Origin of the sequence: Burkholderia sp. 9777_1386, from assembly GCF_015712265.1 — a bacterium.
Lineage (GTDB): Bacteria > Pseudomonadota > Gammaproteobacteria > Burkholderiales > Burkholderiaceae > Burkholderia > Burkholderia cenocepacia.
Map to the genome: position 1 here is coordinate 1 of NZ_JACCQB010000016.1, position 25,404 is coordinate 25,404.

General features: G+C 66.7%; 23 protein-coding genes and 1 pseudogene. 15 read left to right on the top strand and 9 right to left on the bottom strand.

The window, feature by feature from the left end; all coding sequences use genetic code 11:
• Window positions 1-105: pseudogene (locus H0X91_RS14610) on the top strand (IS110 family transposase); the annotation flags it as partial.
• A gap of 16 nt (window positions 106-121) precedes the next feature.
• Here H0X91_RS14610 and dkgB read toward each other — a convergent pair.
• The 4 genes from dkgB to H0X91_RS14630 form a co-directional block, all read right to left on the bottom strand.
• On the bottom strand, window positions 122-928 hold the full coding sequence (gene dkgB, locus H0X91_RS14615) for a 2,5-didehydrogluconate reductase DkgB (RefSeq protein ID WP_196433104.1): 807 nt from the start codon (window positions 926-928) through the stop codon (window positions 122-124).
• A 151-nt stretch (window positions 929-1,079) separates the two neighbouring features.
• Window positions 1,080-2,030: an LLM class oxidoreductase gene (locus H0X91_RS14620; protein ID WP_062885018.1), complete on the bottom strand. Its 951-nt coding sequence runs from the start codon at window positions 2,028-2,030 to the stop codon at window positions 1,080-1,082.
• 16 nt (window positions 2,031-2,046) lie between these two features.
• Window positions 2,047-2,370: a MoaF-related domain-containing protein gene (locus H0X91_RS14625; protein WP_196433105.1), complete on the bottom strand. Its 324-nt coding sequence runs from the start codon at window positions 2,368-2,370 to the stop codon at window positions 2,047-2,049.
• Window positions 2,371-2,399: 29 nt separating this feature from the next.
• Window positions 2,400-3,602, bottom strand: coding sequence for an MFS transporter (locus H0X91_RS14630; RefSeq protein WP_006482611.1), 1,203 nt, complete (start codon window positions 3,600-3,602; stop codon window positions 2,400-2,402).
• A gap of 101 nt (window positions 3,603-3,703) precedes the next feature.
• Here H0X91_RS14630 and H0X91_RS14635 point away from each other — a divergent pair, with 101 nt between their 5' ends.
• Window positions 3,704-4,645 (top strand): LysR family transcriptional regulator, encoded by a 942-nt coding sequence (locus H0X91_RS14635; protein WP_006482606.1) that lies wholly within the window; start codon window positions 3,704-3,706, stop codon window positions 4,643-4,645.
• A gap of 70 nt (window positions 4,646-4,715) precedes the next feature.
• Here the strand turns inward: H0X91_RS14635 and zwf are convergent, their stop codons facing one another.
• Window positions 4,716-6,191: a glucose-6-phosphate dehydrogenase gene (zwf, locus tag H0X91_RS14640; protein WP_058902380.1), complete on the bottom strand. Its 1,476-nt coding sequence runs from the start codon at window positions 6,189-6,191 to the stop codon at window positions 4,716-4,718.
• Window positions 6,192-6,393: 202 nt separating this feature from the next.
• Between zwf and H0X91_RS14645 the strand changes: the two genes are divergently transcribed.
• From H0X91_RS14645 to H0X91_RS14665, 5 genes are all read left to right on the top strand, one after another.
• Complete coding sequence (locus H0X91_RS14645) at window positions 6,394-6,972, top strand: TetR/AcrR family transcriptional regulator (protein ID WP_058902379.1); 579 nt, start codon at window positions 6,394-6,396, stop codon at window positions 6,970-6,972.
• Window positions 6,973-7,126: 154 nt separating this feature from the next.
• Window positions 7,127-8,002, top strand: a complete 876-nt coding sequence (locus H0X91_RS14650; protein WP_058902378.1) for an SDR family NAD(P)-dependent oxidoreductase — start codon at window positions 7,127-7,129, stop codon at window positions 8,000-8,002.
• Between the two features lie 259 nt (window positions 8,003-8,261).
• Window positions 8,262-8,879, top strand: a complete 618-nt coding sequence (locus H0X91_RS14655; protein ID WP_058902377.1) for a glutathione S-transferase family protein — start codon at window positions 8,262-8,264, stop codon at window positions 8,877-8,879.
• 65 nt (window positions 8,880-8,944) lie between these two features.
• On the top strand, window positions 8,945-11,014 hold the full coding sequence (locus H0X91_RS14660) for a 2Fe-2S iron-sulfur cluster-binding protein (RefSeq protein WP_058902376.1): 2,070 nt from the start codon (window positions 8,945-8,947) through the stop codon (window positions 11,012-11,014).
• A 50-nt stretch (window positions 11,015-11,064) separates the two neighbouring features.
• Entirely contained in the window at window positions 11,065-11,544 is a 480-nt protein-coding gene (locus tag H0X91_RS14665; RefSeq protein ID WP_058902375.1) for a nuclear transport factor 2 family protein, read from the top strand.
• A gap of 89 nt (window positions 11,545-11,633) precedes the next feature.
• On the opposite strand, the gene H0X91_RS14670 is transcribed toward H0X91_RS14665, so the two are convergent.
• Together H0X91_RS14670 and H0X91_RS14675 are read right to left on the bottom strand one after the other, a co-directional pair.
• Window positions 11,634-12,539: a LysR family transcriptional regulator gene (locus tag H0X91_RS14670; protein ID WP_058902374.1), complete on the bottom strand. Its 906-nt coding sequence runs from the start codon at window positions 12,537-12,539 to the stop codon at window positions 11,634-11,636.
• Window positions 12,540-12,589: 50 nt separating this feature from the next.
• Window positions 12,590-13,570, bottom strand: a complete 981-nt coding sequence (locus H0X91_RS14675; protein ID WP_105848370.1) for a cupin domain-containing protein — start codon at window positions 13,568-13,570, stop codon at window positions 12,590-12,592.
• A gap of 122 nt (window positions 13,571-13,692) precedes the next feature.
• Between H0X91_RS14675 and H0X91_RS14680 the strand changes: the two genes are divergently transcribed.
• Window positions 13,693-14,229, top strand: a complete 537-nt coding sequence (locus H0X91_RS14680) for a carboxymuconolactone decarboxylase family protein (RefSeq protein ID WP_058902372.1) — start codon at window positions 13,693-13,695, stop codon at window positions 14,227-14,229.
• A gap of 203 nt (window positions 14,230-14,432) precedes the next feature.
• On the opposite strand, the gene H0X91_RS14685 is transcribed toward H0X91_RS14680, so the two are convergent.
• The gene (locus H0X91_RS14685; protein WP_058902371.1) at window positions 14,433-15,263 is read right to left on the bottom strand and encodes an IclR family transcriptional regulator; all 831 of its coding nucleotides are present in this window, start codon (window positions 15,261-15,263) and stop codon (window positions 14,433-14,435) included.
• Between the two features lie 113 nt (window positions 15,264-15,376).
• On the opposite strand from H0X91_RS14685, the gene H0X91_RS14690 reads away from it, so the two are divergent.
• On the top strand, window positions 15,377-17,725 hold the full coding sequence (locus tag H0X91_RS14690; protein ID WP_196433106.1) for a cytochrome P450/oxidoreductase: 2,349 nt from the start codon (window positions 15,377-15,379) through the stop codon (window positions 17,723-17,725).
• 67 nt (window positions 17,726-17,792) lie between these two features.
• Window positions 17,793-19,127, top strand: coding sequence for an MFS transporter (locus tag H0X91_RS14695; protein WP_058902369.1), 1,335 nt, complete (start codon window positions 17,793-17,795; stop codon window positions 19,125-19,127).
• A 118-nt stretch (window positions 19,128-19,245) separates the two neighbouring features.
• Here the strand turns inward: H0X91_RS14695 and H0X91_RS14700 are convergent, their stop codons facing one another.
• Window positions 19,246-19,956 (bottom strand): IclR family transcriptional regulator, encoded by a 711-nt coding sequence (locus H0X91_RS14700; protein WP_058902368.1) that lies wholly within the window; start codon window positions 19,954-19,956, stop codon window positions 19,246-19,248.
• 165 nt (window positions 19,957-20,121) lie between these two features.
• Between H0X91_RS14700 and H0X91_RS14705 the strand changes: the two genes are divergently transcribed.
• The 5 genes from H0X91_RS14705 to H0X91_RS14725 all read left to right on the top strand — a co-directional run bounded on the left by H0X91_RS14705 (window position 20,122) and on the right by H0X91_RS14725 (window position 25,397).
• The gene (locus tag H0X91_RS14705) at window positions 20,122-20,820 is read left to right on the top strand and encodes a methyltransferase (RefSeq protein WP_062885014.1); all 699 of its coding nucleotides are present in this window, start codon (window positions 20,122-20,124) and stop codon (window positions 20,818-20,820) included.
• Window positions 20,820-21,767, top strand: a complete 948-nt coding sequence (locus H0X91_RS14710) for a hydroxyacid dehydrogenase (RefSeq protein ID WP_062885621.1) — start codon at window positions 20,820-20,822, stop codon at window positions 21,765-21,767. Before H0X91_RS14705 ends, H0X91_RS14710 begins: the two co-directional genes overlap by 1 nt.
• Window positions 21,768-21,788: 21 nt before the next feature.
• Window positions 21,789-22,730 carry an SMP-30/gluconolactonase/LRE family protein gene (locus H0X91_RS14715; protein WP_062885013.1) on the top strand — a complete coding sequence of 314 codons (942 nt, stop codon included), beginning with the start codon at window positions 21,789-21,791 and terminating at the stop codon, window positions 22,728-22,730.
• Window positions 22,731-22,816: 86 nt separating this feature from the next.
• A complete protein-coding gene (locus H0X91_RS14720; protein WP_062885620.1) occupies window positions 22,817-24,196 on the top strand; it encodes an MFS transporter in 1,380 nt (459 codons plus the stop codon).
• A gap of 49 nt (window positions 24,197-24,245) precedes the next feature.
• Window positions 24,246-25,397 (top strand): porin, encoded by a 1,152-nt coding sequence (locus H0X91_RS14725; protein ID WP_062885012.1) that lies wholly within the window; start codon window positions 24,246-24,248, stop codon window positions 25,395-25,397.
• The last annotated feature ends 7 nt before the right edge of the window (window positions 25,398-25,404 follow it).

Genomic DNA, 25,404 nt, shown 5'->3' on the forward strand with positions numbered 1-25,404 from the left:
CTGTCCAAGGTCGCGCTTGTTGCCTGCATGCGCAAGCTCCTAACCATGCTCAATGCCATGGTCAAAACCAACACGCCTTGGGACGATTCACTTCATCGGGCTTGACTCGGAAGACGGTTACTCAGTCCCACTTCGGCGCGAGGCCGGCCGGGTCGACTTCGCGGCCGTTGCGTTCGAGCGCGGCGATCTGCGCCATGTCTTCGTCGGTGAGGCGCAGCGTCTGCGCGAGCAGGTTGCTGGCGAGGTTCTCGCGCTTGGTCGACGACGGAATCACCGAGTAGCCGAGTTGCAGCGCCCACGCGAGCGCGACTTGCGCCGGCGTTGCGTCGTGACGCTGCGCGATCGCGCCGATCACCGGGTCGCCGAGCACCTTGCCGTACGCGAGCGTCATGTACGACGTCACGTGAATGCCTTCGGCGTTCAGGAACTCGACCAGCTTGCGGTTCTGCAGGTACGGGCTCAGCTCGATCTGGTTCGTCGCGATCGCATCCTCGCCGACGGCCGCGATCGCTTCCTTCGTCAGTGCGATGTTGAAGTTCGAGATGCCGATCTGGCGCGTGAGACCCTTCGCCTTCGCGTTCGCCAGCGCGGTCATGAACGCGTCGATCGACACGCCGTTGCCCGGGGCCGGCCAGTGGATCAGCGTCAGGTCGACGACGTCGGTGCGCAGCTTGCGCAGGCTGTCCTCGAGGCTGGCCGCCAGTTTCTCCGGCGCGTAGTTGTCGACCCAGATCTTCGTCGTGAGGAACAGGTCTTCGCGGCGTACGCCCGATGCGGCGATTGCTTCGCCGACTTCGGCTTCGTTGCCGTAGATCTGCGCGGTGTCGATCGCGCGGTAGCCGACGTCGAGGCCGTTGCGGACCGAGTCGATGACGACCTGGCCTTGCAGGCGGAAGGTACCGAGGCCGAATGCGGGAATCTTGCTCATCATGTGCTCCTGAAAGAGTTGGAACGATTGCGGTATGGAAGTCATTCTGGCGCTTGAGACTGATGAAATAAACGCCTTTAGAGGTCAAAAATATTTGATTTGAAATCAAATATTGATCGGCCATTCGCCTATCTGAAGGTGCTCGCCGGTCTTATGCGGCGAGCGTCCGTGGATTCGTTTTCGGATGGAACGCAGGCAGCACGTCCGATGCGATCTCGGCCATCGTCTCGTCGAGCGGCCGCTGGTTGCGGCGAAAATGCAGGCCGATGTGCTGCACGCCCGCATCGCGCATCGCCGCGAGTTCCTCCGTCAGCGCGATGCGCCCCGCGCGCGCGCCGAAGCGGTGCCGCTGCAGCGGTTCGTGCGGATCTTCCGCGAGGTCGAGATGGATGAAGCTCACGTACGGCTTGTCGCCCGCCACCGCACGCCAGTTCGCGGCGCGTTGCAGGTGGTCGGCCGGCGTGCCCGGATACGCGAGGCAGCCGTCCATGTGCTCGCCGATCCACGCGGGCGTCTGCTGGGCGAGGCCCGCGACGAGCAGCGGCACCGGCGAACGGGCCGCGGGCAGCATTTCCAGGCCGGGCGGCAGATGCCCGCGCGCGCCGTCGCGCAGCAGCGCGATCTGGTCGCGGAAGTTCGCGCCGCGCGACGCGAAGTCGCGGCCGAACAGCGGATATTCGACCGGCCGGTCGCCGCTCGCGACGCCGAGCAGCAGGCGCCCGCCGCTCAGCTCCTGGATCGTCGCGGCCGATTTCAGCGTCAGCAGCGGTTCGCGCAGCGGCAGCACGACGGCCGCGGTGCCGAGCAGGATGTCGTGCGTGATGCCGGCGAGGTAGCCGAGATACGAGAACGTTTCGAACACCTGTGCGGCGTCGCCGAACGACGGGTCGTACACCGGCACGTCGCGCACCCAGAGCGCGCGGAAGCCGAGCGTGTCGGCCAGTTGCGCGAGCTCCGCGTGGATGCCGAGGTCGGGCACGCCGGCGTGGCGGCCGTCATGCCGGCGTTTGGCGTTGCCGGACGGGGTCCAGTCGTTGTCGAGCGGCAGTTCGATGCCGATGCTGAAGCCGCCGGCGGCGAGCTTGTCGAGGGAGGTGGACATGATCGGGTTGCTCCGTTCAGACCGCGCGCAGGCTGCCGTCGAGGCGGTAGAAGTCGAGCGACGCCGCGGTGAAGAACGAGAGCGACGTGCCGGCGGCGAAGTCGTCGATATGCACGACGGTCGCGCGATCGGCTTCCTGCCACGAGATCGCGTAGGTCTCGCCGGCGATGCGTTGCCACGTGTATTCGACTTCGCCCTTCGCGCCCGCGTACGGGCCTTCGGTGATCGCGTAGCGCATGTGGCGGCCGTCCTCGTCGTACGCGTTGAGCGCGGTGAGGCCGTCGTAACGGACTTCGAAGGTCTTGCCGGCGAACGGCGGACGTTGGGTCGATGCGTTCATGCTGGGTAGCTCCTGCAAAAAAGTGACGTTCAATGGGCGAGTTCGACGGGTTCGGCCGTGCGTTCCGGCAGCCCGTGGCGGCGGTCGAGACGGCCGCTCAGCGCGGTGAGCGCAAAGGCGCCGAGCGTGACGACGGCGGCGATCCACGGCGTGTGGCCGAGGCCGACGTTCGCGACGATCAGGCCGCCGAGCGACGAGCCGCCGGCCACGCCGAGGTTGAAGGCGGCGATGTTGAAGCCCGATGCGACGTCGGTGGCATCCGGCGCGAAGTGGCGCGCCTGCTTGACGACGTACACCTGCAGCCCCGGCACGTTGCCGAACGCCACGGCGCCCCACGCGAGCATCGTCAGCACCGCGAGCCATTTCACGTGGATCGTGAAGGTCAGCGCGAGCAGCACGATCGCGAGCAGCAGGAAGATCCGCTTGAGCGCCTTCACGGGGCCGACGGCGTCCGCGAGCTTGCCGCCCCACACGTTGCCGACCGCGACCGAGACGCCATAGCCGACGAGCACGAGGCTGACCTGCGACGGCGTGAAGCCGGCGATTTGTTCGAGCAGCGGCGCCATATAGGTGAACGCGATCAGCGAGCCGCCGTAACCGACGGCCGTCATCGCATAGACGAGCAGCAGGCGCGGCTGGGCCAGCACGCGCAGCTGACGGGCGAGCGGCGCCGGCGGCGTCTGCGGCAACCCGCGCGGCACGAAGGCGACCGCACCGAGGAACGCGACCAGCCCGAACAGCGCGACGATCAGGAACGTCGCGCGCCAGCCGAAGTGCTGGCCGATGAAGGTGCCGAGCGGAATGCCGGCGACGAACGCGACGGTCATCCCGCTGAACATCGTCGCGATCGCGCTGGCGGCCTTGTCCTTCGGCACGAGCGTGGTCGCGATGATCGAGCCGACCGAGAAGAACACGCCGTGCGCGAGGCCGGTGAGGATGCGCGCGACGATCAGCGATTCGTAGCCGGGCGCCTGCCACGCGACGAGGTTGCCGACGGTGAAGAGCGCCATCAGCCCGGCGAGCAGCGCCTTGCGCGGCACGCGGCCGGTGAGCGCGGTGAGGAGCGGCGCGCCGATCGCGACGCTCAGCGCATACAGGCTGACGAGCAGGCCGGCGGACGGCAGGCTGACGCCGAGATCGGCGCCGATCGTCGGGATCAGCCCGACGATCACGAATTCGGTGGTGCCGATGGCAAAGGCGCTGATGGTCAGCGCGAGCAACGCGAGTGGCATGACGGGATCCGGGTTTCAGTAGGAATGGATCGCAGTGTGCCGGCTTTACTTTTGCTGAAAAACTGGTCTATAAACCAAATTGTTTTGATTTCAAGTCAACAATGAAAACCACCCTCGACGAACTCCAGGCCTTTACCGCCGTGGTCGACACCGGTTCGATCACGGCGGCCGCCCAGCAACTCGACCTCACCGTGTCGGCGACGAGCCGCACGCTCGCGCGGCTCGAGGAAAAGCTGAAGACCACGCTGCTGCGCCGGACCACGCGCCGGCTCGAACTGACCGAAGAGGGGCGCGCATTCCTGCAGGACGCGCGCGCGATCATCGAATCGGTCGAGAGTGCGGAAGAGCAGATGCTCGCGCGGCGCGAGATGCCGTCCGGACGCCTGCGCGTCGACGCCGCGACGCCGTTCATGCTGCACGTGATCGTGCCGCTCGTGCGCGGCTACCGCGAACGCTTCCCGAAGGTCGAACTGGAACTGAACAGCAACGAGGGCATCACCGACCTGCTGGAGCGGCGCACCGACGTCGCGATCCGGATCGGCCGGTTGAAGGATTCGACGCTGCACAGCCGGCGGATCGGCAACAGCCGGGTACGCATGCTCGCGAGCCCCGCGTACCTCGAAGCGCATGGCCAGCCGCGCAAGGTCGAGGATCTCGCGAAGCACACGCTGCTCGGCTTCACGCAGCCCGAATCGTTGAACGTATGGCCGATCCTCGGCGCGGACGGCGAAGCGTGCCGCATCGAGCCGGACGTGTATTCGTCGAGCGGCGAAACGCTGCGGCAGCTGGCGCTGGAGGGCACGGGCGTCGTCTGCCTGTCCGATTTCGTGACCGCGCGGGATCGCGAGGCGGGGCGGCTCGCGCAGGTACTCGCGCGCCAGACGCTCGACGTCCAGCAGCCGATTCACGCGGTGTACTACCGCAATACCGCGATTTCGTCGCGGATCGCGTCGTTCGTCGACTACCTGATCGAGGTGCTGGGCGGCGGCAGCGGCGGCGATGCGCCGGCGCGGCGCAAGGCCGCGTGGATGGTGCCGCAGTAGCGATACAGGGCAGGTGGGGGCTGCCCGTCGGGAACGGGCGTGCCGCGCGGCGGCACGCCGTCGCGTGCGATTACGCCTCTTCGGCCCACGACATCCCGTCGCGCGCGAGCAGCGCCGACGAAGCCGCGGGCCCGAACGTGCCGGCCGTGTACAGGCGCGGCCGGTCGCCGAGCTGCTTCCAGCCGTCGAGGATCGGCTCGACCCACGACCACGCGGCTTCGAGTTCGTCGCGGCGCATGAAGTGCGTGAGGCGGCCGCGGATCACGTCGATCAGCAGCCGCTCGTACGCTTCCGCGCGCCGTTCCGGAATCGCCTGCTGCAGGTCGAGGTTCAGGCTCACCGGCACCATGTTCATCCCGCTGCCCGGCTCCTTCGCGAGCATCTGCAACTGGATCGACTCTTCCGGCTGGAGCCGGATCACGAGGCGGTTGCCGTAATTGCGCGGACCGGTCGGGATGATCGAGAACGGCATGTCCGCGAACTCGATCACGATTTCCGACTGGCGGCGCTGCAGCCGCTTGCCGGTGCGCAGGAAGAACGGCACGTTCGCCCAGCGCCAGTTGTTGATGTGCGCGCGTAGCGCGACGAAGGTTTCCGCACGGCTGTCCGCCGGCACGTTGTCTTCCTCGAGATAGCCCTTGACCGGCTGGCCGTCGACGGCGCCGGCCGTGTACTGGCCGCGTACCGTGTCGCGCGCGACGTCCGACAGCGACATCGGCCGCAGCGAGCGCAGCACCTTCAGCTTCTCGTCGCGCACCGCGTCCGGGTCGAGCGACACGGGCGGCTCCATCGCGACGATGCACAGCAGTTGCAGCAGGTGGTTCTGCACCATGTCGCGCAGCGCGCCGGTATGGTCGTAGAAGCCCGCGCGGCTGCCGACGCCGACCGTTTCCGCGACCGTGATCTGCACGCTGCGGATGTTCGGCGCCTGCCACAGCGGCCCGAAGATCGGGTTGCCGAAGCGCAGCACCATCAGGTTCTGCACGGTTTCCTTGCCGAGATAGTGGTCGATCCGGTAGATCTGCGATTCCTCGAAGTGCTTGCCAACCGCGTCGTTGATCGCCTTCGCGGACGCGAGATCGTGGCCCAGCGGCTTTTCGAGGACGACGCGCGAGTGCGCGTCGACGAGGTGCGCGGCCGACAGGTTGTTGCAGATCGTCGTGAACAGCTCCGGCGACGTCGACAGGTAGAACACGCGGATCGCGTCGCCACGCGCCGCTTCGGCGAGCCGCAGGTAGTCGTCCGGCGCGTTCACGTCGATCAGCACGTACTTGAACAGGTCGAGGAAGCGGCTCCACGCGTCGGCGTCGAACGCCTTCTCGTCGATGAACGGGCGCGACTGCTCGTCCATGAACTTGCGATAGCCGTCGATGCCCCAGTCGCGGCGGCCGACGGCGATGATGCGCGTCTCGGGCGGAAGATTGCAGTGCAGGTGCGCCATGTACAGCGCGGGCAACAGCTTGCGGGCGGCCAGGTCGCCGCCGCCGCCGAAGATGATCATGTCGACGGGCCGGTCGGCCGCGGTTTGGGAAGGCTGATTCGTCATGGGAGGTTCGCGGTTTGAAACGGTGAACGTGAAACGAACGTCGAGGGCAATGAGGCGCCGGATGCGCGGGCGCCGGTACGGCAAAACGCAATAGTGCACCGTTTTGATGGTTTGCGTGCGCGTTCGTCCGGATGTAACAGGGCTTGCATTTCCGACGACGGTCCGATTATGATTGAGCGCTCACTCATTAAAGGAGTCGAACGTGGCCCGACCGCGCAGTCCCGACAAGCACGAAGCCATCCTCGCCGCGGCCGCGCGCGCGCTCGCCGAGGACGGCGCGACCGCGACGACCGCGCGTATTGCAAGGCTGGCCGGCGTGGCGGAAGGCACGGTGTTCACGTATTTCGAGACCAAGGATGCGTTGTTGAACGCGCTGTACGTGAGCCTGAAGGCCGACATGCGCGAAGCGATGATGACCGGGTTTCCGGAACATGCGCCGGCCGAGCAGGCGGTGCGGCATGCGTGGAACGGCTATGTGTCGTGGGGTGTCGCGAATCCGGACGGCCGGCGCGCGCTGCAGCAGCTCGGCGTGAGCGGGCGCATCGACGACGCGAATCGCGCGGCCGGCGCCGAGGGTTTCGGCGCGATTCGCGCGCTGCTGCGCGAACAGGTCGCCGCGTCGGGCGCGCTGAACCGCGACGAAGCCCATGCGTTCTGCTCGGCGGTGTTTACGTCGATCGCGGACATCGCGATGGAATCGATCGCACGCGATCCCGCGCGGGCCGATGCGTACCGGGAAGCCGGGTTTCGCGCGTTGTGGGCCGTGTTGCACACGGTATGAGTCAGGCATGGCCGTCGGGGCGGTGCGTGCCGCGACGACGGGCAGGGCGTTTCAGGCAGGGCGATGCGGGTCGGGAAGGATCGATTCATCGCCCATATTAATGAGTGAGTAATCATTCATTTTCATTGTTTCACCACGATCAGGGAGTGGAAAAATGTCGAAAGTCTGGTTGGTAACAGGGGCCGCACGCGGCCTGGGACGCGCGATTTCGGAAGCCGTGCTGGCGGCGGGCGACCGACTGGTGGCCGGCGCACGCGATCCGGCGCAACTGGCCGATCTGGCCGAACGGTACGGCGACCGATTGCTGCCGGTCGCGCTCGACGTCACCGATGAAGCGGCGGCCGAGCAGGCTGTCTCGGCGGCATGCGCCGCGTTCGGCCGCATCGACGTGCTGGTGAACAACGCGGGCTACGGCCATACGGCGCCGTTCGAGCAGATGGGCGCCGACGTGTTCCGCGACCAGATCGAAACGAACCTGTTCGGCGTGATCAATCTGACGCGCGCGGTGCTGCCGACGATGCGCGCACAACGCGCGGGGCGCATCTTCCAGGTGTCGTCGGTCGGCGGGCGGACGTCGACACCCGGGTTGTCCGCGTATCAGGCCGCCAAGTGGGCGGTCGGCGGATTCAGCGACGTGCTCGCGAAGGAAGTCGCGCCGTTCGGCGTGCGCGTGTGCACGCTCGAACCGGGCGGGATGCGGACCGAATGGGCCGCGCGGGCGAAGCGCGGCATCGACGATCTGCTGCCCGACTATCAGCCGTCGGTCGGCAAGATCCTCGACCTGCTCGGTGCGTATGGCGGGCACGAGGTCGGCGATCCCGCGCGGATCGCGGCGCTGATCGTCGACCTGTCGCGCCGCGACGACGTGCCGCTGCGCCTGCTGCTCGGCGGCGATGCGCTGTTCGTCTGCGAGCAGGCGGAACGGCAGCGCGCGGAAGAGGCGGCGCGGTGGCGGGACGCCACGCTGTCCACGCAGTTTCCGGACGCGAAGCTGCCGGACGGGCTGCAGGCGCTCAAGGCGATCGAGTAAGGGCGGCCGTCGTCGCGGGCGGCGCGTCGACGGCGTCGCTCGCGCAAGCCGGGTCGCGTGCCGGCGCGATCGATTTCGCCGGCGGCCCGGCGCGCAAAAACGCCGCGTGGGTCCGCATCGCCCGCCGGCTCTCGCCCGACCATTCGCGAAACGAGAACGATCAATTCTCCTCAGCGGGGATTCTGTCGCAACCGCCGAGTTTCTAGACTTGCCTCAAGCGATGAGACCTGCTCGTCGCACCTTCCAAAGGGACACAGTCATGAAGCTCTACGTTCACCCGCTTTCCGGTCATTCGCACCGCGCACGCCTGCTCATCTCGCTGCTCGGCATCGAGCACGAACTGATTGAAGTCGACCTGGCCGCCGGCGCGCACAAGTCGCCTGAATTTCTGGCGCTGAACCGCTTCGGTCAGGTGCCGGTGCTGGTCGACGGGGACACCGTGATCGCCGATTCGAATGCCATCCTCGTGTATCTCGCCCGCACGTCGGGCAACAGCGACTTCCTCCCGCAATCGCCCGCGCAGGAAGCCGCCGTGCAGCGCTGGTTGTCCGTCGCGGCCGGCGAGATCGCCTTCGGCCCGGCCGCCGCGCGGCTCATCACGGTCTTCGGTGCGAAGTTCAACGCCGACGAAGTGATTGCCCGTGCGCATCGCATCCTCGCGCTCATCGACGCCGAACTCGTGGAGCGCGACTTCATCGTCGGGCCGAAGCCCACCATCGCCGACGTCGCGTTGTATGGCTACGTCGCGCGCGCCCCCGAAGGCAACGTGGACCTGTCGGGCTATTCGAACGTCGCGGCATGGCTGCGCCGCATCGAAGCGTTGCCGGGCTTCGTCGAGTTCGTGAAGACGCCGGTCGGGCTCGCGGCGGCTGCGTGAGCGACGCCGGGCGCGTCAAGGCGCGCCGAATGCGTCATGTGCAGAATCCGTCGAGGAGACACATCGTGAGCACGGTATCGAATGAAGCGAACTCGCCATGGCATCGGGGCGAACTCGAGCTGCAGGAAAAGACGGGCGTGATGCAGAAGATGGACAGCGTGGGACGGCGCTTCGTCAGGGATCACATGCCCGACCAGCATCGCGCGTTCTTCGCGCAGCTGCCTTTCGTCGTCGTCGGCGCGGTGGCCGACGACGCAGACGTATGGGCGACCTTCGCATTCGGTCAGCCCGGCTTCATGCAGTCGCCGAACGACAAACGCCTGCGCATCGACGCCGTATTCGATCCGAACGATCCGGCGGCCGGCGGCACGTACGACGGCGCGGCGATCGGCCTGCTCGGCATCGAACTGCATACGCGGCGTCGCAATCGCCTGAACGGCATGATCCGTCGCGGCGAGACGCGCGCATTCGATCTCGACGTCGTGCAGAGCTTCGGCAACTGCCCGCAATACATCCAGTTGCGCGATTTCGCGTTCGTCCGCGAACCCGATACGTTCTCGGGAATCGCACCGGAGGAAAGCGATCGTCTCGACGATCGCGCCCGCGCGATCATCGCGGCTGCCGACACGCTGTTCGTTGCATCCTACGTCGGCGACGGCGCCGAGCGTCAGGTCGACGTTTCGCATCGCGGCGGCAAGGCCGGGTTCGTGCGTATCGGCGACGACGGCGTGCTGACGATCCCGGATTTCGCCGGCAACCTGTTCTTCGCGACGCTCGGCAATTTTCGGGTCAATCCGCGCGCGGGCATCGTGTTCGCCGACTTCGAAACTGGCGACGTGTTGCAGATGACCGGCGAAGCCGAAGTCGACCTCGATTCGCCCGAGATCGCCGCATTTCAGGGCGCGGAGCGACTGTGGCGTTTCAAGCCGCGCCGCGTCGTTTATCGCGCCGGCGCATTGCCGTTGCGCTGGACGTTCCGGGCGGAAGGCTGGTCGCCCAACTCGCTGATGACGGGCAGCTGGGACGAGGCCGCGAGCCGCCTGAGGGCCGCCGAACTGGCACGGGCGTGGCGCCCGTTCAGGGTCGCGAAAATCACCGACGAGAGCACGCTGATTCGCTCGTTCCAGCTCGAGCCTGCGGACGGCGCCGGATTGGTGCCGCACCTGGCGGGCCAGCACGTGCCGATTCGCGTGAATCTGTCGGAGGACGGCGATCCGCTCATCCGCACCTATACGGTGTCGAGCGCGCCGTCGGACGGTGTGTATCGCATCAGCGTGAAGCGGGAAGGGCGCGTGTCGTCGCATCTGCATGACGGGGTGCAGGTCGGTGACCGCATCGACGTCCGGGCACCCGCCGGGCAATTCACGATCGATGCGCTCGAGCGCCGTCCTGCCGTGTTGCTGGCGGCCGGTGTCGGGGTGACGCCGATGCTGGCGATGCTGCGTCACATCGTCTACGAAGGCGCGCGCAAGCGCGGCACGCGCAAGACCTGGTTCTTTCACGCCGCACGCTCCGTGAAGGAGCGCGCGTTCGGCGACGAGATCGGCGAGCTCGCGTCGGCGGCGAACGGCGCGGTGAACGTGGTGCGCGTCCTGTCGGACGCGACCGGCGCGCGCGAGGGCGACGAGTTCGACGTCGTCGGCCGCATCGATGCGAACCTGCTGCGCGCCACGCTGCCGTTCGACGACTACGACTTCTATCTGTGCGGACCGTCGGGCTTCATGCAAGCGGTCTATGACGGGCTTCGCGACCTGAACGTGGCGGACCACCGAATCCACGCGGAGTCGTTCGGTCCTTCCGGGCTCAAGCGTCGAGTCGATTCGGGCGCGAGTACCCCGCTGCGTGCGCCGGCGGATACGCCGACACCCGTCGCGTTCGTCAAGTCGGGCAAGGAAGCGCGCTGGCAGCCGGGCAGCGGCTCGCTGCTGGACCTGGCCGAGGCGCGCGGCCTGACGCCCGAATACGGGTGCCGCGGAGGCAGTTGCGGCACCTGCCGCACCCGGATTGTCGAAGGCGCTGTGACGTATCCGGTCGCGCCGGAATTCAAGGTACCGGACGACGAAGCGCTGATCTGCTGCGCGGTGCCCGCGCATCGCGAATCGGGCGGCGGCGACCGTCTGCTGCTCGACGTGTGATTCAGAACCGTCGTCGCCCGGCGACGATTCCCAACGAAAGGAGTTTGATCATGAAAGACGTCAACGTTGTTCGCCCGCCGGTTCCACCGTTCTCGCTGGAGACGGCGATCGAGAAAGTGCGGCTCGCGGAAGACGGGTGGAACACGCGCAATCCGGAGCAGGTTTCGCTCGCGTACAGCGTCGACAGCGTGTGGCGCAACCGCGCCGAATTCGCGACGGGCCGTCCGGCGATCGTTGCGCTGCTCACGCGCAAGTGGCAGCGCGAACTCGACTACCGGCTCATCAAGGCGTTGTGGGCGTACGGCGGCAACCGGATTGCCGTACGCTTCGCCTACGAGTGGCATGACGACGCGCAGAACTGGTATCGCTCGTACGGCAACGAGAACTGGGAATTCGGTGACGATGGCCTCATGCATCACCGCCATGCGTGCATCAACGATCTGCCGATCGCCGAGGCCGACCGGAAGTTCTTCTGGCCGCTCGGGCGCAGGCCCGACGATCATCCGGGCCTGAGCGATCTCGGTCTGTAAGGCCTGCTTGCATACGGAACGCGACGCCCGATACGCGTGCCGGTCGGGACGGTTCCGCCGCTTGCGCCGTGCCGACTCGCCGGTGTCGGCTATGCAGACCACATCGGCGCCTGGGCTCTCAGCCTTTCGACGCAGAGATCGATGAACGCGCGCGCTTTCCGGTTCGCGTACCTGCCTTCGCGATGCACGACATGAACCGGAAGCGGCGCAAGTTCGTGTTCGGCCAGCAGCACGCACAGCGTGCCTTGCGCGAGTTCGTCGACCACCTGATAGGACAGCAGGCGCACGATGCCGAGACCAGCCGTTGCCGCGGCAATCGCGGAATCGTTCGTCGTGGTGAGCAGGCGCGGCTGGATGGGGACGGTGAGCGTCTTGTCCCGCGTGCGGAAGCGCCATTCGGGCGCGGGCGTGATTCCCGTCGCCTGAATCGTGACGTGAGCCGCGAGATCGTCCGGATGCTGCGGCGTGCCGTGCGCGCCGAGATAAGCGGGGGAAGCGCACAGCACGCGGCGTACCTTGCCGACCGCGATCGCCTGCAGCGACGAGTTCGGCAGCTCGCCGATGCGCACGGCAACGTCGGCGCCTTCATCGACGAGATTGACGACGCGGTCCAGAAACCAGCAGTTGAGATTGACGAAAGGATGCTGCTCCAGATACTCGAGCGCGATCGGCGTCACGTAGCTCTTGCCGAACAGCACGGGCGCCGTGACGGTGAGCTGGCCGCGTGGCGTATTGCCGGTGCCGGTGGCGGAAAGCTCGGCCGCGTCGATGTCCGCCAGAATGCGCCGGCAGTCTTCGTAAAACGACGCGCCCGCATCGGTGATGCGGACCACGCGCGTCGTCCGCGTCAAAAGCCGCACGCCCAGATATTCCTCGAGTTCCGTCATCACGCGGCTGATCACCGACGGCGATACGTTCAGCTTGCGCGCCGCCGATGCGAACCCTTCCGTCTCGACCACCGTGACGAAGGTGGTCATGGCCTGGAGCCTGTCCATGTATGAAAGATATCCGGGTGAAGTGAACGTGGCCTCGCGCGCATCGTGCGTCAGGATGAACGCGCTTCCGGCTCCGCGACTCTCGACGATCGCATGCGCCACTTCGCCGGCGTCATGCCTACCTGCCGTTTGAACACCCGCTGGAACGCGGCCTCGGATCGATATCCGACCGATTCGCCGATCTCGGCGACCGACATTGTCGTTTGCGCGAGCTTGCGCCCGGCAAGCGCCATGCGGATTTCAGTCAGGACATCGGTTGCCGAGCGGCTGATCGCCTCGTCGAAGTGGCGTGCGAACGTCGCGCGCGACATGTGGCAGCGCTCGGCCAGCCGGGCCAGCGTCCAGGGCTTTTCCGGCTCGTCGAACATGGCCGCGAGCGCCGGCTGCAGCCGATGACGTTGTGCCAGTGCAAGCAGCCCGCGCGGCGCTTGGCCTGCGTCGGACGCACTGCGCAGGGTCAACGCGAACAGCGCGCCGGACAGATGATCCACGACCGCGGCGCTGCCGGCGCGTTGCTCCAGCGCTTCCTCGCGCATCAACTCGATGACCCGCGCGAGCCGCGTGGCTGCAAACGCGGCGTCGCGCGTCTGTTCGTCCCCCGCCGTTACGCTGCTCACGAGCAGACGTCGAGGCAGATGGTCGCGCAGCAACTGCTGCGGGACGGCAGGCAGCACGAAGCGCCCGCACAGCACGTCGGTGTTCGCATTGGCGCTGCCGTTCGTCGCAACGGTCAGGCCGTTCCTGTGCCGCTCGCGCGCCGCGCGCGGCGCCTCGCCGCTGCCGTCGTGCAGCCGATGGGCGCTGCCGGACGGAAACACCACGATGTCGCCCGCCTTCATCCGGAGCGTCGGTTCGTCTTCTCCGTCCGGCTCGCACTCGACGACGGCCTCGCCGCGCAACAGGATGTGATAAGGGAGTTCCCACTCGCTCGACTCGGGATGGTCGATGCGCCACGGCGACCCGAAGTGGCACCGCACGTCAAGTCGCCCCGTGACCGGCATCATCGACAGCAATCGGTCGAGCATTTCCATATGAGACGTTTGAGCATGGAGTTGCGGCAGTATGGCATTAAAGAAACGGTCGCGCATCCCTACACTGACTCCCATGCCATACGACATGGCTAACCGTTCAACCATGAAGCAAGGAGTCGATCATGTCCCGTCTCACCACCATTCGCCCTGAAGAGGCAACCGGCGCGGCCGCTGAAGTGTTCGCGAAGATCAAGAAGGCCGTCGGCAAGGTGCCCAACGCATACGCAACCATCGGCACGCAAAGCCCCGAAGCGCTCGGCGCGGCGCTGGCGTTCGATGCGGCGGTCGCGGCGAGCACGCTCGGCAAGGCCGATATCGAAGTGATCAAGCTGGCGGTCAGCGAATACGCGGGATGTGATTACTGTGTCGCCGCTCACACGCTGATGGGCAAGCTGGCAGGCCTGACGAGCGATCAGATGAAGCAGGTGCGCGCGGGTGCGGCAACCGGCGACGCCGCGCGCGACGCGCTGGTCGCGTATGTCCGTACGCTCGTCGGTACGCACGGCACGGTCCCCGTCGCGGTCGTCGATGCGGTGCGCGCAGCGGGCTATACGGAACGCCAGCTCATCGAGATCAATCTCGCCATCGCGTCGATCACGTTCACGAACCTCGTCAATCGCGTGAACGATACGACGCTCGATTTTCCGGCCGTGGCGTAACGGCGCGGCAGATCGGGGCCGCCTTTACCGAACCTGCGGATCAACGGCGCAATCCGCATCCGCGAATGTCGGTAACGCCAGCGCGATGGGGCAGCAACTTGCTGCTGCCCCATCGCGCTGGCGCTTGACGCTGCGTCACCGCGCAATTCGCCGCGCATGTATCGCGGACAGGAAGTCGCCGTCTGCGTCGATACGCTGACGCACTACCGGCCGTCGGGATCGGTCCTGTACCCGAGCTCGCCGCTGATCAGCCCTGCCTCGTGGCGCAGTGCCGTCGCGACCGGCCCGTCGATCGACGCATCGAAGCCGCCGGTCGCGCCCAACGCGGTGATCGCCGCGCACATATGTCCGTTCGCATCGAATAGCGGCGCCGACACGGCGCTGATGCCCTTCAGGTTCGTGTCGCAGACGGTCGCGAGGCCGGCCGCGCGAATCTCGCGCTGCAATTTACCGACCGGATCGCGTCGATCGAGTTGGGCGCGCAACTCTGCCGGCGCCGACGCGAGTTCGTCTTCCGCTAGCTGTCGCACACGCGGCTCGTCGAGCAGCGCGAGGAACAGCCGCCCGGTTGCGGACCATAGCAACGACATCACCGAGCCGGCGCGCACATTGACCGTGACCGGCAGGCCGGGCTCTTCGAAGCGCATGATCGTCGGCCCGCGGTTGCCCATGATCGCGACGAAGCACGTTACTTCCAGGCGCTCGCGCAGGCGCACGAGCGACGGTTCGGCGAGCCGTATCGGATCGGCCATCCGGATCGCCGCGAGCCCGATCGAGATGCACTGGGGCCCGAGCACGTATTGCTGGGTGGCGCGCTCCTGCGTGACGAACGATTCCTCCATCAGGCTCGCCAGATAGCGGTGAACCTTCGCGGGATTCTCGTCGAGCCGCGCCGCGAGCGCGGTCAGCGTGGCGCGGCCGCCGCACGCGGCGAGTTCCTTCAGCACGAGCAGGCCGGTCGACGCGGACTGGACGCGCTGCCTGCGGTCGCGCTCGGGCGGCGCGGTCTTCTTCGTTCTGGCGATTTTTTCCATAAGCCCGATTCTAGCCGGACGACCGGCGGCGCCCGGCCGCCAAGGTTTACCCCAGTCGTTTGATTACGCATTGCGTATTAGATTTACGCAAAATCATAGCACGGGAGCGAATCATGTCCGTCACGGAGCGCCACGCGTCATCGTCGAAATGTCCGTTTCATCCTGCGCCGGCCGCGGCGACCGCGCCGAACGGCTGTCCGGTGAGCGCCGCCGCAGCCGCATTCGACCCGTTCGACGACGGCTACCAGCAGGATCCGCCCGAGTACGTGCGCTGGGCGCGCGAGCAGGAGCCCGTGTTCTACAGCCCCAAACTCGGCTACTGGGTCGTCACGCGCTACGACGACATCAAGGCGATCTTTCGCGACAACATCACGTTCAGCCCGTCGATCGCATTGGAGAAGATCACGCCCACCGGGCCCGACGCGAACGCGGTGCTCGCGTCGTACGGCTTTGCGTTGAACCGCACGCTCGTCAACGAGGACGAGCCCGCGCACATGCCGCGCCGCCGCGCGCTGCTCGACCCGTTCACGCCCGACGCGCTGAAGCATCACGAACCGATGGTGCGCCGGCTCGCGCGCGAATACGTGGACCGCTTCATCGACGACGGTCGAGCGGATCTGGTCGACCAGATGCTGTGGGAAGTGCCGCTCACGGTCGCGCTGCACTTTCTCGGCGTGCCCGAAGAGGACATGGACACGCTGCGCGAATACTCGATCGCGCACACGATCAACACGTGGGGTCGCCCGAAACCGGAGGAGCAGGTCGCGGTCGCGCATGCGGTCGGCAAGTTCTGGCAGTTCGCGGGCAAGGTGCTCGACAAGATGCGCGAGAATCCGTCCGGGCCCGGCTGGATGCAGTACGGGATCCGCAAGCAGAAGGAACTGCCGGACGTGATCACCGATTCGTATCTGCATTCGATGATGATGGCGGGCATCGTCGCCGCGCACGAGACGACCGCCAACGCGACGGCGAACGCGATGAAGCTGCTGCTGCAGCATCCCGACGCGTGGCGCGACATCTGCGAGGATCCGTCGCTGATCCCGAATGCGGTCGAGGAGTGCCTGCGGCACAACGGCTCGGTCGCCGCATGGCGACGGCTCGCGACGAAGGACGTGACGATCGGCGGCATCGACATTCCGGCGGGCTCGAAGCTGCTGATCGTCACGTCGTCCGCGAATCACGACGAAGCGCGCTTCGCGGACGCCGACCTGTTCGACATCCGCCGCGAGAACGCGAACGATCAGCTGACGTTCGGCTATGGATCGCATCAGTGCATGGGCAAGAATCTCGCCCGCATGGAGATGCAGGTCTTCCTCGACGAGTTCACGCGCCGCCTGCCGCACATGAAGCTTGCCGAGCAGCGCTTCACGTATGTGCCGAACACGTCGTTCCGCGGCCCCGAACACCTGTACGTCGAATGGGATCCTGCGCTGAATCCCGAGCGCCGCGATCCGTCGGTGCTGCGCCCGCGCGCGGCGGTGCGCATCGGCGAGCCGTCGTCGCACGCGGTGAGCCGCGCGGTCATGGTCGAACGCGTGTCGATGTGCGCGGATCGCATCGCCCACATCCGGCTCGTGTCCGCCGACGGTCGCCCGCTGCCGCGCTGGACGCCCGGCGCGCATATCGACGTGATCTGCGGCGATACCGGCATCACGCGCCAGTATTCGCTGTTCGGCGACCCGGCCGAGCGCGACGCGTATGAGATCGCGGTATTGCACGACGCGCAGAGTCGCGGCGGATCGGCGTGGGTGCATGCGAATCTGCGCGCCGGCGATGGGCTGAAGATTCGCGGCGCGCGCAATCACTTCCGCTTCGCCGCCGACGCCGACAAGGCCATCTTCGTCGCGGGCGGCATCGGCATCACGCCGATCAGTGCGATGGCGCGCGAAGCGAAGGCGCGCGGCATCGATTACGAAATCCACTACAGCGGTTCGCGACGCGCGTCGATGGCGATGCTCGACACGCTCGCCGCGCTGCATGGGGAGCGTCTGCACGTGTACGTGTCGGAAGAAGGCTCGCGTAACGACTTTCGCGCGCTGTTCGCGCAGCCGGCCGACGACACGCACATCTACGCGTGCGGCCCCGCACGGATGCTCGATGCACTCGAAGCGAGCTGCGCGCACTGGCCGCGCGATGCGCTGCGGGTCGAGCATTTCGTGTCGACGAAGGCGGCGCTCGATCCGTCGAAGGAGCGGCCGTTCGAAGTCGAACTGAAGGATTCGGGCATCACGCTGACGGTCTCGGCGAACCAGACCGTGCTCGACGCGTTGCAGCACGCGAACATCGACGTGCAGAGCGACTGCCGCGAAGGGCTGTGCGGATCGTGCGAAGTCCGCGTGCTGGCCGGTCGAGTCGATCATCGCGACAGCGTGCTCACGCGCGCGGAGCGCGACGCGCACGACCGGATGATGACCTGCTGTTCGCGCGCGCGCGGCGGCGAGCGGCTCGTTCTCGAGCTTTGAGCGCGCGGTGGCGCCGCGGCGCCGTTCTCCCCGCTATCAACCACAAAAAATACCGGAGACATGTGCGATGAAAAAGCGTGCCAACCTGATGTTCGCCTGCACCGTCGGCACCACGCTCGAGTGGTACGACTTCTTCGCGTTCGCCGCGTGTGCGGTGCTCGTGTTCGACAAGCAGTTCTTCGTCGTCGGCAATCCGCTCGCGGCCACGCTGCTCGCGCTCGCGACGTTCGCGGTCGGCTTCGTCGCGCGGCCGCTCGGCGGCATCGTGTTCGGGATGATCGGCGACCGCATCGGCCGCCGCAAGACGCTCGTCGTCAGTCTGCTGATGATGGGCATCAGCACGTTCTGCGTCGGCCTGCTGCCGACCTATGCGTCGATCGGCATCGCGGCGCCGCTGCTGCTCGTGCTGCTGCGGATCGTGCAGGGGATCGCGGTCGGCGGCGAGGCGACCGGTGCGATCCTGATGATCGCCGAATCGATGCCCGCCACGCAGCGCGGCTTCTGGACCAGCTTCACGATGTTCGCGGGCCCGCTCGCGAACGTGCTGACCGCGCTCGTGATCGGGCTGGTGCAGCGGTTCTACGGCGATGCCGCATTCGTCGACTGGGCGTGGCGGATCCCGTTCTTCGTCTCCGCGCTGCTCGTGATCGTCGGTTTCTGGACGCGTCGGCGCGTCGAGGAATCGGCGGCGTTCGCCGAGCTGGCCGCCGCGCATCGGACGGTCGAGCGCGCGTCGCTGCGCGAAACGTGTGCGGGCAACTGGCGGCAGATGGTGCGTGCGTTCTTCGTGAAGGCCGCGGAAAACACGTTCCTGTATCTGTTCTCGACGTTCGCGCTCGGACTGGCGACCGGCTATCTGCACTTCAGCCGGCCGCAGGCGCTGTCCGCGCTGATGTGGGCGTCGGCGATCGAGGTCGTCGTCATCCTGATCGCCGCGCACGTGTCGGACCGGGTCGGACGGCGCCCGGTGCTGATCGCCGGCTTGCTCGGCGCGGCGGTCGCCGGTTGCTCGTTGTTCACGTTGTCGCCCGGCAGCGATTATGCGCATCTGCAACTCGCGTTGATCGCGTGCCTGGCCTGCCACGGCATCATTCTCGGACCGATGGCCGCGTACATGGCCGAACTGTTTCCGACGCGTGTGCGCTTTACCGCATTGTCGACCAGCTATCAGCTCGCATCGGTGCTCGGCGGCTCGATCGCCCCGATCGTCGGCACGCTGCTCGTCAGCTATACGGGCTCGGCGATCTTCGTCGCGGGTTACGCGATGCTGATGGCGCTCCCAGCGTTCGTCGCGGTGATCGCGTCGCGAGAATCGCGCGGCGAGGACTTCGAGTCACGGTCGATGTCCGCCGGCCATGCGGTTGTGCGGACGAACGATCGGCCGCGCTCGACGCATGCATAAAGAACGGCGGCCGCGTCATGCGGGCGAAGAAGCGGGTTGCGCGCGTGCCGGCTCGACCGGTCCGTACTAGCGCTGTTACGGCTCGCCGAGTTGAACCCGGCCTTTGCCGAAGCGGCGATCAGGTGCCGTAGACGTTCTCGCAGAGCGCGACACTCGCGCCCAGCTTCCGCGATAGATCGGCGGCCGCATCCAGTTGCGGTCGATCCAGCTCGCCCGACTCGTGCGCGACGCTGAGGCGAGACGCAGGACCGGAAAGCGTCAGCGCCGCCATGAACTTGTCGCCGGCGCCGAAGACCGGCACCGCGAACGCCGCCGTGTGCACGTCGCGCGCACCCGCGGTGAAGAGGGGCAGTGCAGGCGGCTTGTCGTAGATCGGCTCGCCGAGCCCCCAGAAGCGGATCACGTGACTGATGGCCGTGTCGTCGAGCGGCAGCATCGTCCCAGCGAGCCGGGTTTCACGTAGACCTTCGGACGGCTCGACGCGAAACAGGCAGAGCCGCTGCCCGTGGTCGTGCACGTAGTACGATGCGCTTTCCTTCGTCAACGCGGCCAGCGCATGCAGCGCCGGTTCCACCACCGTGGACAGATGGAAGGACTGCTCGTACAGCTTGCCGAGGTACAGCACGCGATGTCCGAGCGAATAGTTGCCGGATTGCGCGCGCACGACATACCCCATTCGCTCCAGCGAATTCATCAGCCGATAGACCGTCGTCTTGTGCATGCCGGATGCCTGCGACAGCATCGCGAGCGACTGCGATTCGGCGCCGGGCTTGAAGCAGTCCAGCAGCGAAAGCGCCTTTTCCACGGCAACGACCCCGTCGTTTCCCATTCCTTCTCTCCCGTCGACATTCATTCGGAATTGTACAGGGTAAAACGATGGTTTACCACGTAAAAGGGTAAACGCCAGTGCCTTCACGCGCGTCCTCTGGCTATAGTGGTTTCACTGTGTACACCAGTGTTGTACAGAGTACAACGCATAACCCGAGGTCGAAACATGAGCAAGCCATCCGTCAGTACTTCTCCGATCAATCGCGACATCGAACGCGTGTCGCCCGAACTCGTTCAGGCGGCCGCGCGCTACCAGGCCGCGATCCTGGCCGACGTCGCGGGCCGCCGTGGCACGGTGCATGGCCGCGTGCGGCCGTTGTCGCCGAAGATGAAGGTCGCCGGCCCCGCGGTCACGGTCGAAGTCCGGCCGGGCGACAACCTTGCGATCCATGCGGCGCTCGCCGTCGCGAAGCCGGGCGACGTCGTCGTGGTCGACGGCAAGGGCGACATCTCGTGCGCGTTGCTCGGCGAAATCATGGCGGCGCAGGCGAAGGCGACCGGCATCGCCGGTATCGTCATCGACGGCGCGGTGCGCGACGCGCACGAACTGGCCAACGGCGACTATCCGATCTTCGCGGCCGGCCTCAATCCGTGCGGCCCGACCAAGAGCGTCGCGGGGCGCGTGAATGCGCCGATCTCGCTGGGCGGCACGACGGTGAATCCGGGCGATCTGGTGGTCGGCGACGCCGACGGCGTCGTCGTCATTGCGCGCGCCGACGTCGCGCGCATCGTCGATCTCGCGCAGAAAAAGCTCGACTTCGAAACCGCGCGTATCGCGGCGATCCACAAGGGCGACCTTCGCCCGGGCTGGATCGAGAAGGAGTTGCGCGCAGCCGGCATGCTGGCAGAAGGCGAGGCACTGTGATGCAGGCCGCTTCGCACAAGCCCGTGGTCCTCGTGACCGCCGCCGACCTGGCGCCGCAGGCGCTCGAGATGCTTGCGCAGTTCGACGTCGTGTTCGCCGGCAAGCAACCGGCCGAAGACGACATCGTGGCGCTCTGCACCCGGCACAAGCCGGTCGCGATCATCGTCCGGTACGGCAAGGTCAACGCCCGCATCATGGATGCGGCCGAAAATCTGCAGGTGATTTCGAAGCACGGTAGCGGGATCGACGTGATCGATCAGGCCGCCGCCGCCGCGCGCGGCATCGCGGTGCGCGCCGCGGTCGGCGCGAATGCGGCCGCCGTCGCCGAGCACACATGGGCGCTGCTGCTCGCGTGCGCGAAGTCGGTTCCGCAGCTCGATAGGCGCATGCGCGACGGCCATTGGGACAAGTCGACGCACAAGTCCGTCGAACTCGACGGGCGCACGCTCGGCCTCGTCGGACTCGGCGCGATCGGCCGGCGCGTGGCCGCGATCGGCGCGGCGTTCGGCATGAAGGTGCTCGCGTTCGATCCGTTCGCGAAGGAAGCGCCGGCCGGTGTGACGCTGGTACCGCTCGACACGCTGTACGCGGAGTCGGACGTCGTGTCGCTGCATTGTCCGTTGACGGCCGACAACCGCCGGATGCTCGACCGAGACGCGCTCGCGCGTTTCAAGCGCGGCGCGATGCTCGTCAATACCGCACGCGGTGGCCTGATCGACGAAGCCGCGCTTGTCGAGGCACTGGCGAGTGGCCACTTGCGCACAGCCGGCCTCGACAGCTTCGACGTCGAGCCGATGACGGCGCCGCACCCGTTCCAGCAGATTCCCAACGTGATTCTGTCTCCGCATATCGGCGGCGTGAGCGATGCCGCGTACGTGAACATGGGCAAGGGTGCGGCCGCCAACGTTCTCGCGGTGCTGGACGAACGCGCGCACAGCGCGGCTTGAACCCCGAACATCGAGGTACGCATGTTTTATCTGACGAGTCCCGACGTGCGCGAAGCCGACGTGTTCACGCGCATGCCGGAGAAGTTTCGCAAGCCGGACGTCCGCACGGAATGGGCGCGCGCGAATCGCGGCGGCATGGTCACGGATTCCTTTCTCGAAGGGCCGGTGTGGGATCCGGACGGCTATCTGTTCGTCACCGACATTCCGCACGGGCGCATCTTCCGCATTTCGCCGTCGGGCGACTGGGATCTCGTCGTCGAATACGACGGCGAGCCCAACGGGATGAAGCGTTTCGACGCATCGCACCTGATCATCACCGACTACCGGAACGGCCTGATGCTGCTCGATATCGAGCGCGGTGAAGTTCGCCCTTATCTCGAGCGCCGCAACACCGAGCGCTTCAAGGGCGTGAACGACCTGACGTTCGACTCGGCCGGCAATATCTACTTCACCGATCAAGGGCAGACCGGGCTGCACGATCCGACGGGCCGCGTGTATCGGCTGTCGCCCGACGGCAAGCTCGACATGCTGCTCGGCACCTGCCCGAGCCCGAACGGGCTCGTCCTGTCGCGCGACGAGAAGGTGCTGTTCGTCGCGATGACGCGCGGCAATGCCGTGTGGCGTATGCCGCTGCAGGCCGACGGGTCGGTCAGCAAGGTCAGCCAGTTCTTCACGTCGTACGGACCGAGCGGTCCCGACGGCCTCACCGTCGATCTCGAAGGCCGCCTGTTCGTCGCGAATCCGGGGCTTGGCCGCGTGTGGGTGCTCAACCATTGCGCGGAGCCCGTCGAGATCCTGACCGGACCGAAAGGGGCGTCGCTCACGAGCGTGTGCTTCGGCGGCCCGGACATGAAGACGCTCTTCATCACCGAATCGACGTCCGGTTCCGTCCTGAAAGTGGACATGCGCATTGCCGGCCCGCTGCCGAAACAGGCCGCGAAACGGGCAGTGAAGCAGGACTGAGACCCACGAGCCGGGAAGCCGCGCGTCGGCTTCCCGCCCGCATGCCGAAAGATCGCGCCGCCAGCCGCGCGACGAAGGAGACAAGCATGACCATTTCGCACGCGCTGCGTGCCGGCGACGACGCACCGCGCGCCGACGCACCGTCCTCGGCCCAGCTTGCCGGCGACGATTACGCGGCCAGCGAGCGCACGCTCGCCAAGGCGTTCCGGCGCATCCTGCCGTTCATCTTCGTCTGCTATGTGATCAGCTATCTCGACAGGACCAACGTCGGTTTTGCCGCGCTCACGATGAACAAGGATCTCGGTCTGACGGCCGAGCAGTTCGGTGTCGGTGCAGGCCTGTTCTTCATTGGCTATTTCCTGTTCGAGATTCCGAGCAACCTGATCATGCAGAAGGTCGGGGCGCGCGTATGGATCGCGAGAATCATGATCACGTGGGGCCTGTTCTCGATGGCGACGGCGTTCGTCGTCGGACCGAAGAGCTTTGCGGCCGCGCGTTTTCTGCTCGGGCTCGCCGAGGCGGGATTCACGCCCGGCATCTACCTGTATTTCACGCACTGGTTTCCCGGCAAGTGGCGTGCGAAGGTGACGGCCGCCTTCCTCGTCGGCATTCCTGTCGCGAACATGATCGGCTCGCCGGTTTCGGGCGCGCTACTCGAACTCGGCGGCCTGCATGGGCTGCGCAGCTGGCAGTGGCTGCTGCTGATCGAAGGCGTCCCTGCGGTGATGCTCGGCATCGCGTGCCTGTTCGTGCTGGCCGACCGTCCCGAGAAAGCCGCGTGGCTCAATGACGAAGAGAAGGCGTCGCTCGCGAAGCGCCTCGCGTTCGAGCAGCGCGACATCGGCGCGAAGCACGGCAGCACACTGCGCGACGCGATGACGAACTGGCGTGTGTTCGTGCTCGCGTTCGTCAACTTCTGCGGGATCGTCGGCTCGCTCGGCGTCGGCTTGTGGATGCCGCAGATCATCAAGCAGTTCGGCGTCGAACACGCGGTGGTCGGCTGGCTGACGGCCATTCCGTATGCGATCGGCGCCGGCGTGATGCTCTGGTGGGCGCGTCTCGCCAATCGCGCGGCCAACCGGATTCCGTATGTCGCCGGTGCGCTGGCCGTCGCGGCCGTGGCGCTGTGCGCGAGCGCCTTCATTCATGCGCCGGTTTTCAAGCTGATCACACTGTGCGTCACGGTGAGCGGAATCCTCGCGTTCCAGGCGACTTACTGGGCCATCCCGTCGGGATTCCTCACCGGTCGGGCCGCCGCGGGCGGACTCGCGTTGATCGTGTCGGTCGGCAATCTCGGCGGCTTCGTCGGGCCGTCAATGATCGGTGCGCTCAAGCAATTCTCCGGCGGCTTCACCGCGCCGCTCATCGCCGTGTCGGGTGTGCTGCTGCTCGGCGCGTTGACCATCGCATGGCTCGGCGATCCGGGCTCGGGCGCCGGCGAAGCGCCTGCCGCCCGCGAGACGTGAATTTGCTTTCGCCAGAACACCCACCCACAAAAAACAGTTTGGAGACTTCATGTCGTCGAATCAGGCCAGCCAGCATTCCCGCCCGAAACCCTGCTTCGTGCTCGGCGCCGTCACCGTCGCGAGCGCGGCCTCGTGGTGCGCTGCCGCGCATGCGCAAAGCAGCGTCACGCTGTACGGCATTGCCGACGTCGGTATCGAGCACATCAACAATACGAATACCGGCGGCGCGCAGACGCGCGAAGCGTCGGGCAATCTGTCCGGTTCGCGCTGGGGACTGAAGGGCGTCGAGGATCTCGGCGGCGGCATGAAGGCCATTTTCCAGCTGGAAAACGGCTTCAACATCAATGACGGCACGACCGCGCAGTCGACGAAAGGCCTCGGTTCGAACGCCGCCACGACGTCGCGGATTTTCGGCCGACAGGCGTGGGTCGGGCTGGCGTACCGGGGCCAGCAACTGACGTTCGGCCGCCAGAACGCGCTCTTTTACGAACAGGCCGTGGCCTTCGACCCGATGGGCGCGTCGTCGCGATACTCGGTGCTGTCGGTCGACTACGCGGCGGCCGCGCGCATCGACAACTCGGTGAAGTACACCGGCGTGTCCGGTCCGCTGACGGCGCAGGCCATGTATAGCACCCGCTACGACACCGGGTACGGCGCCGAGGTGCCGGGCGCGCAACTCACCGGCCGCTTCTTCAGCGGGGCGCTGACTTTCTCGCAAGGGCCGCTCGCCGCGAGCGTGTCGTACGAGCAGCGCAACAGCAACACCGTCGCGACCAACACGGGCACCGAGCGGCGCGCCACGGCCGCCGCGTCGTATGCGATCGGACCGGTGAAGGGATTCGCCGGTTATCGCTATCTTCGTGCGTCGAATGCGTTCCTGCCGGCGAACCCGATCCGTGTCGCGAACGGCGCCGATGCCAGCGCGGCGAACCTGTACTGGGCCGGCGCGCAATACGCGGTGTCGCCGGCGATCGTGGTCACGGCGACGGCCTATTACCAGGACGTGCATTCGACGAGTGCCGACCCGTGGCTCGCCGTGCTGTGTGCGGATTATCTGCTGTCGAAGCGCACCGATATCTATGCGACGGCGGGTTTCGCGCGCAACAAGGGCGGCTCCGCGCTCGGCGTGAACGGCTATGGCACGGTCGCGCCCGATCACAACCAGACGGGCGTGGTGATCGGCATGCGCCAGAAGTTCTGAGGCGAGT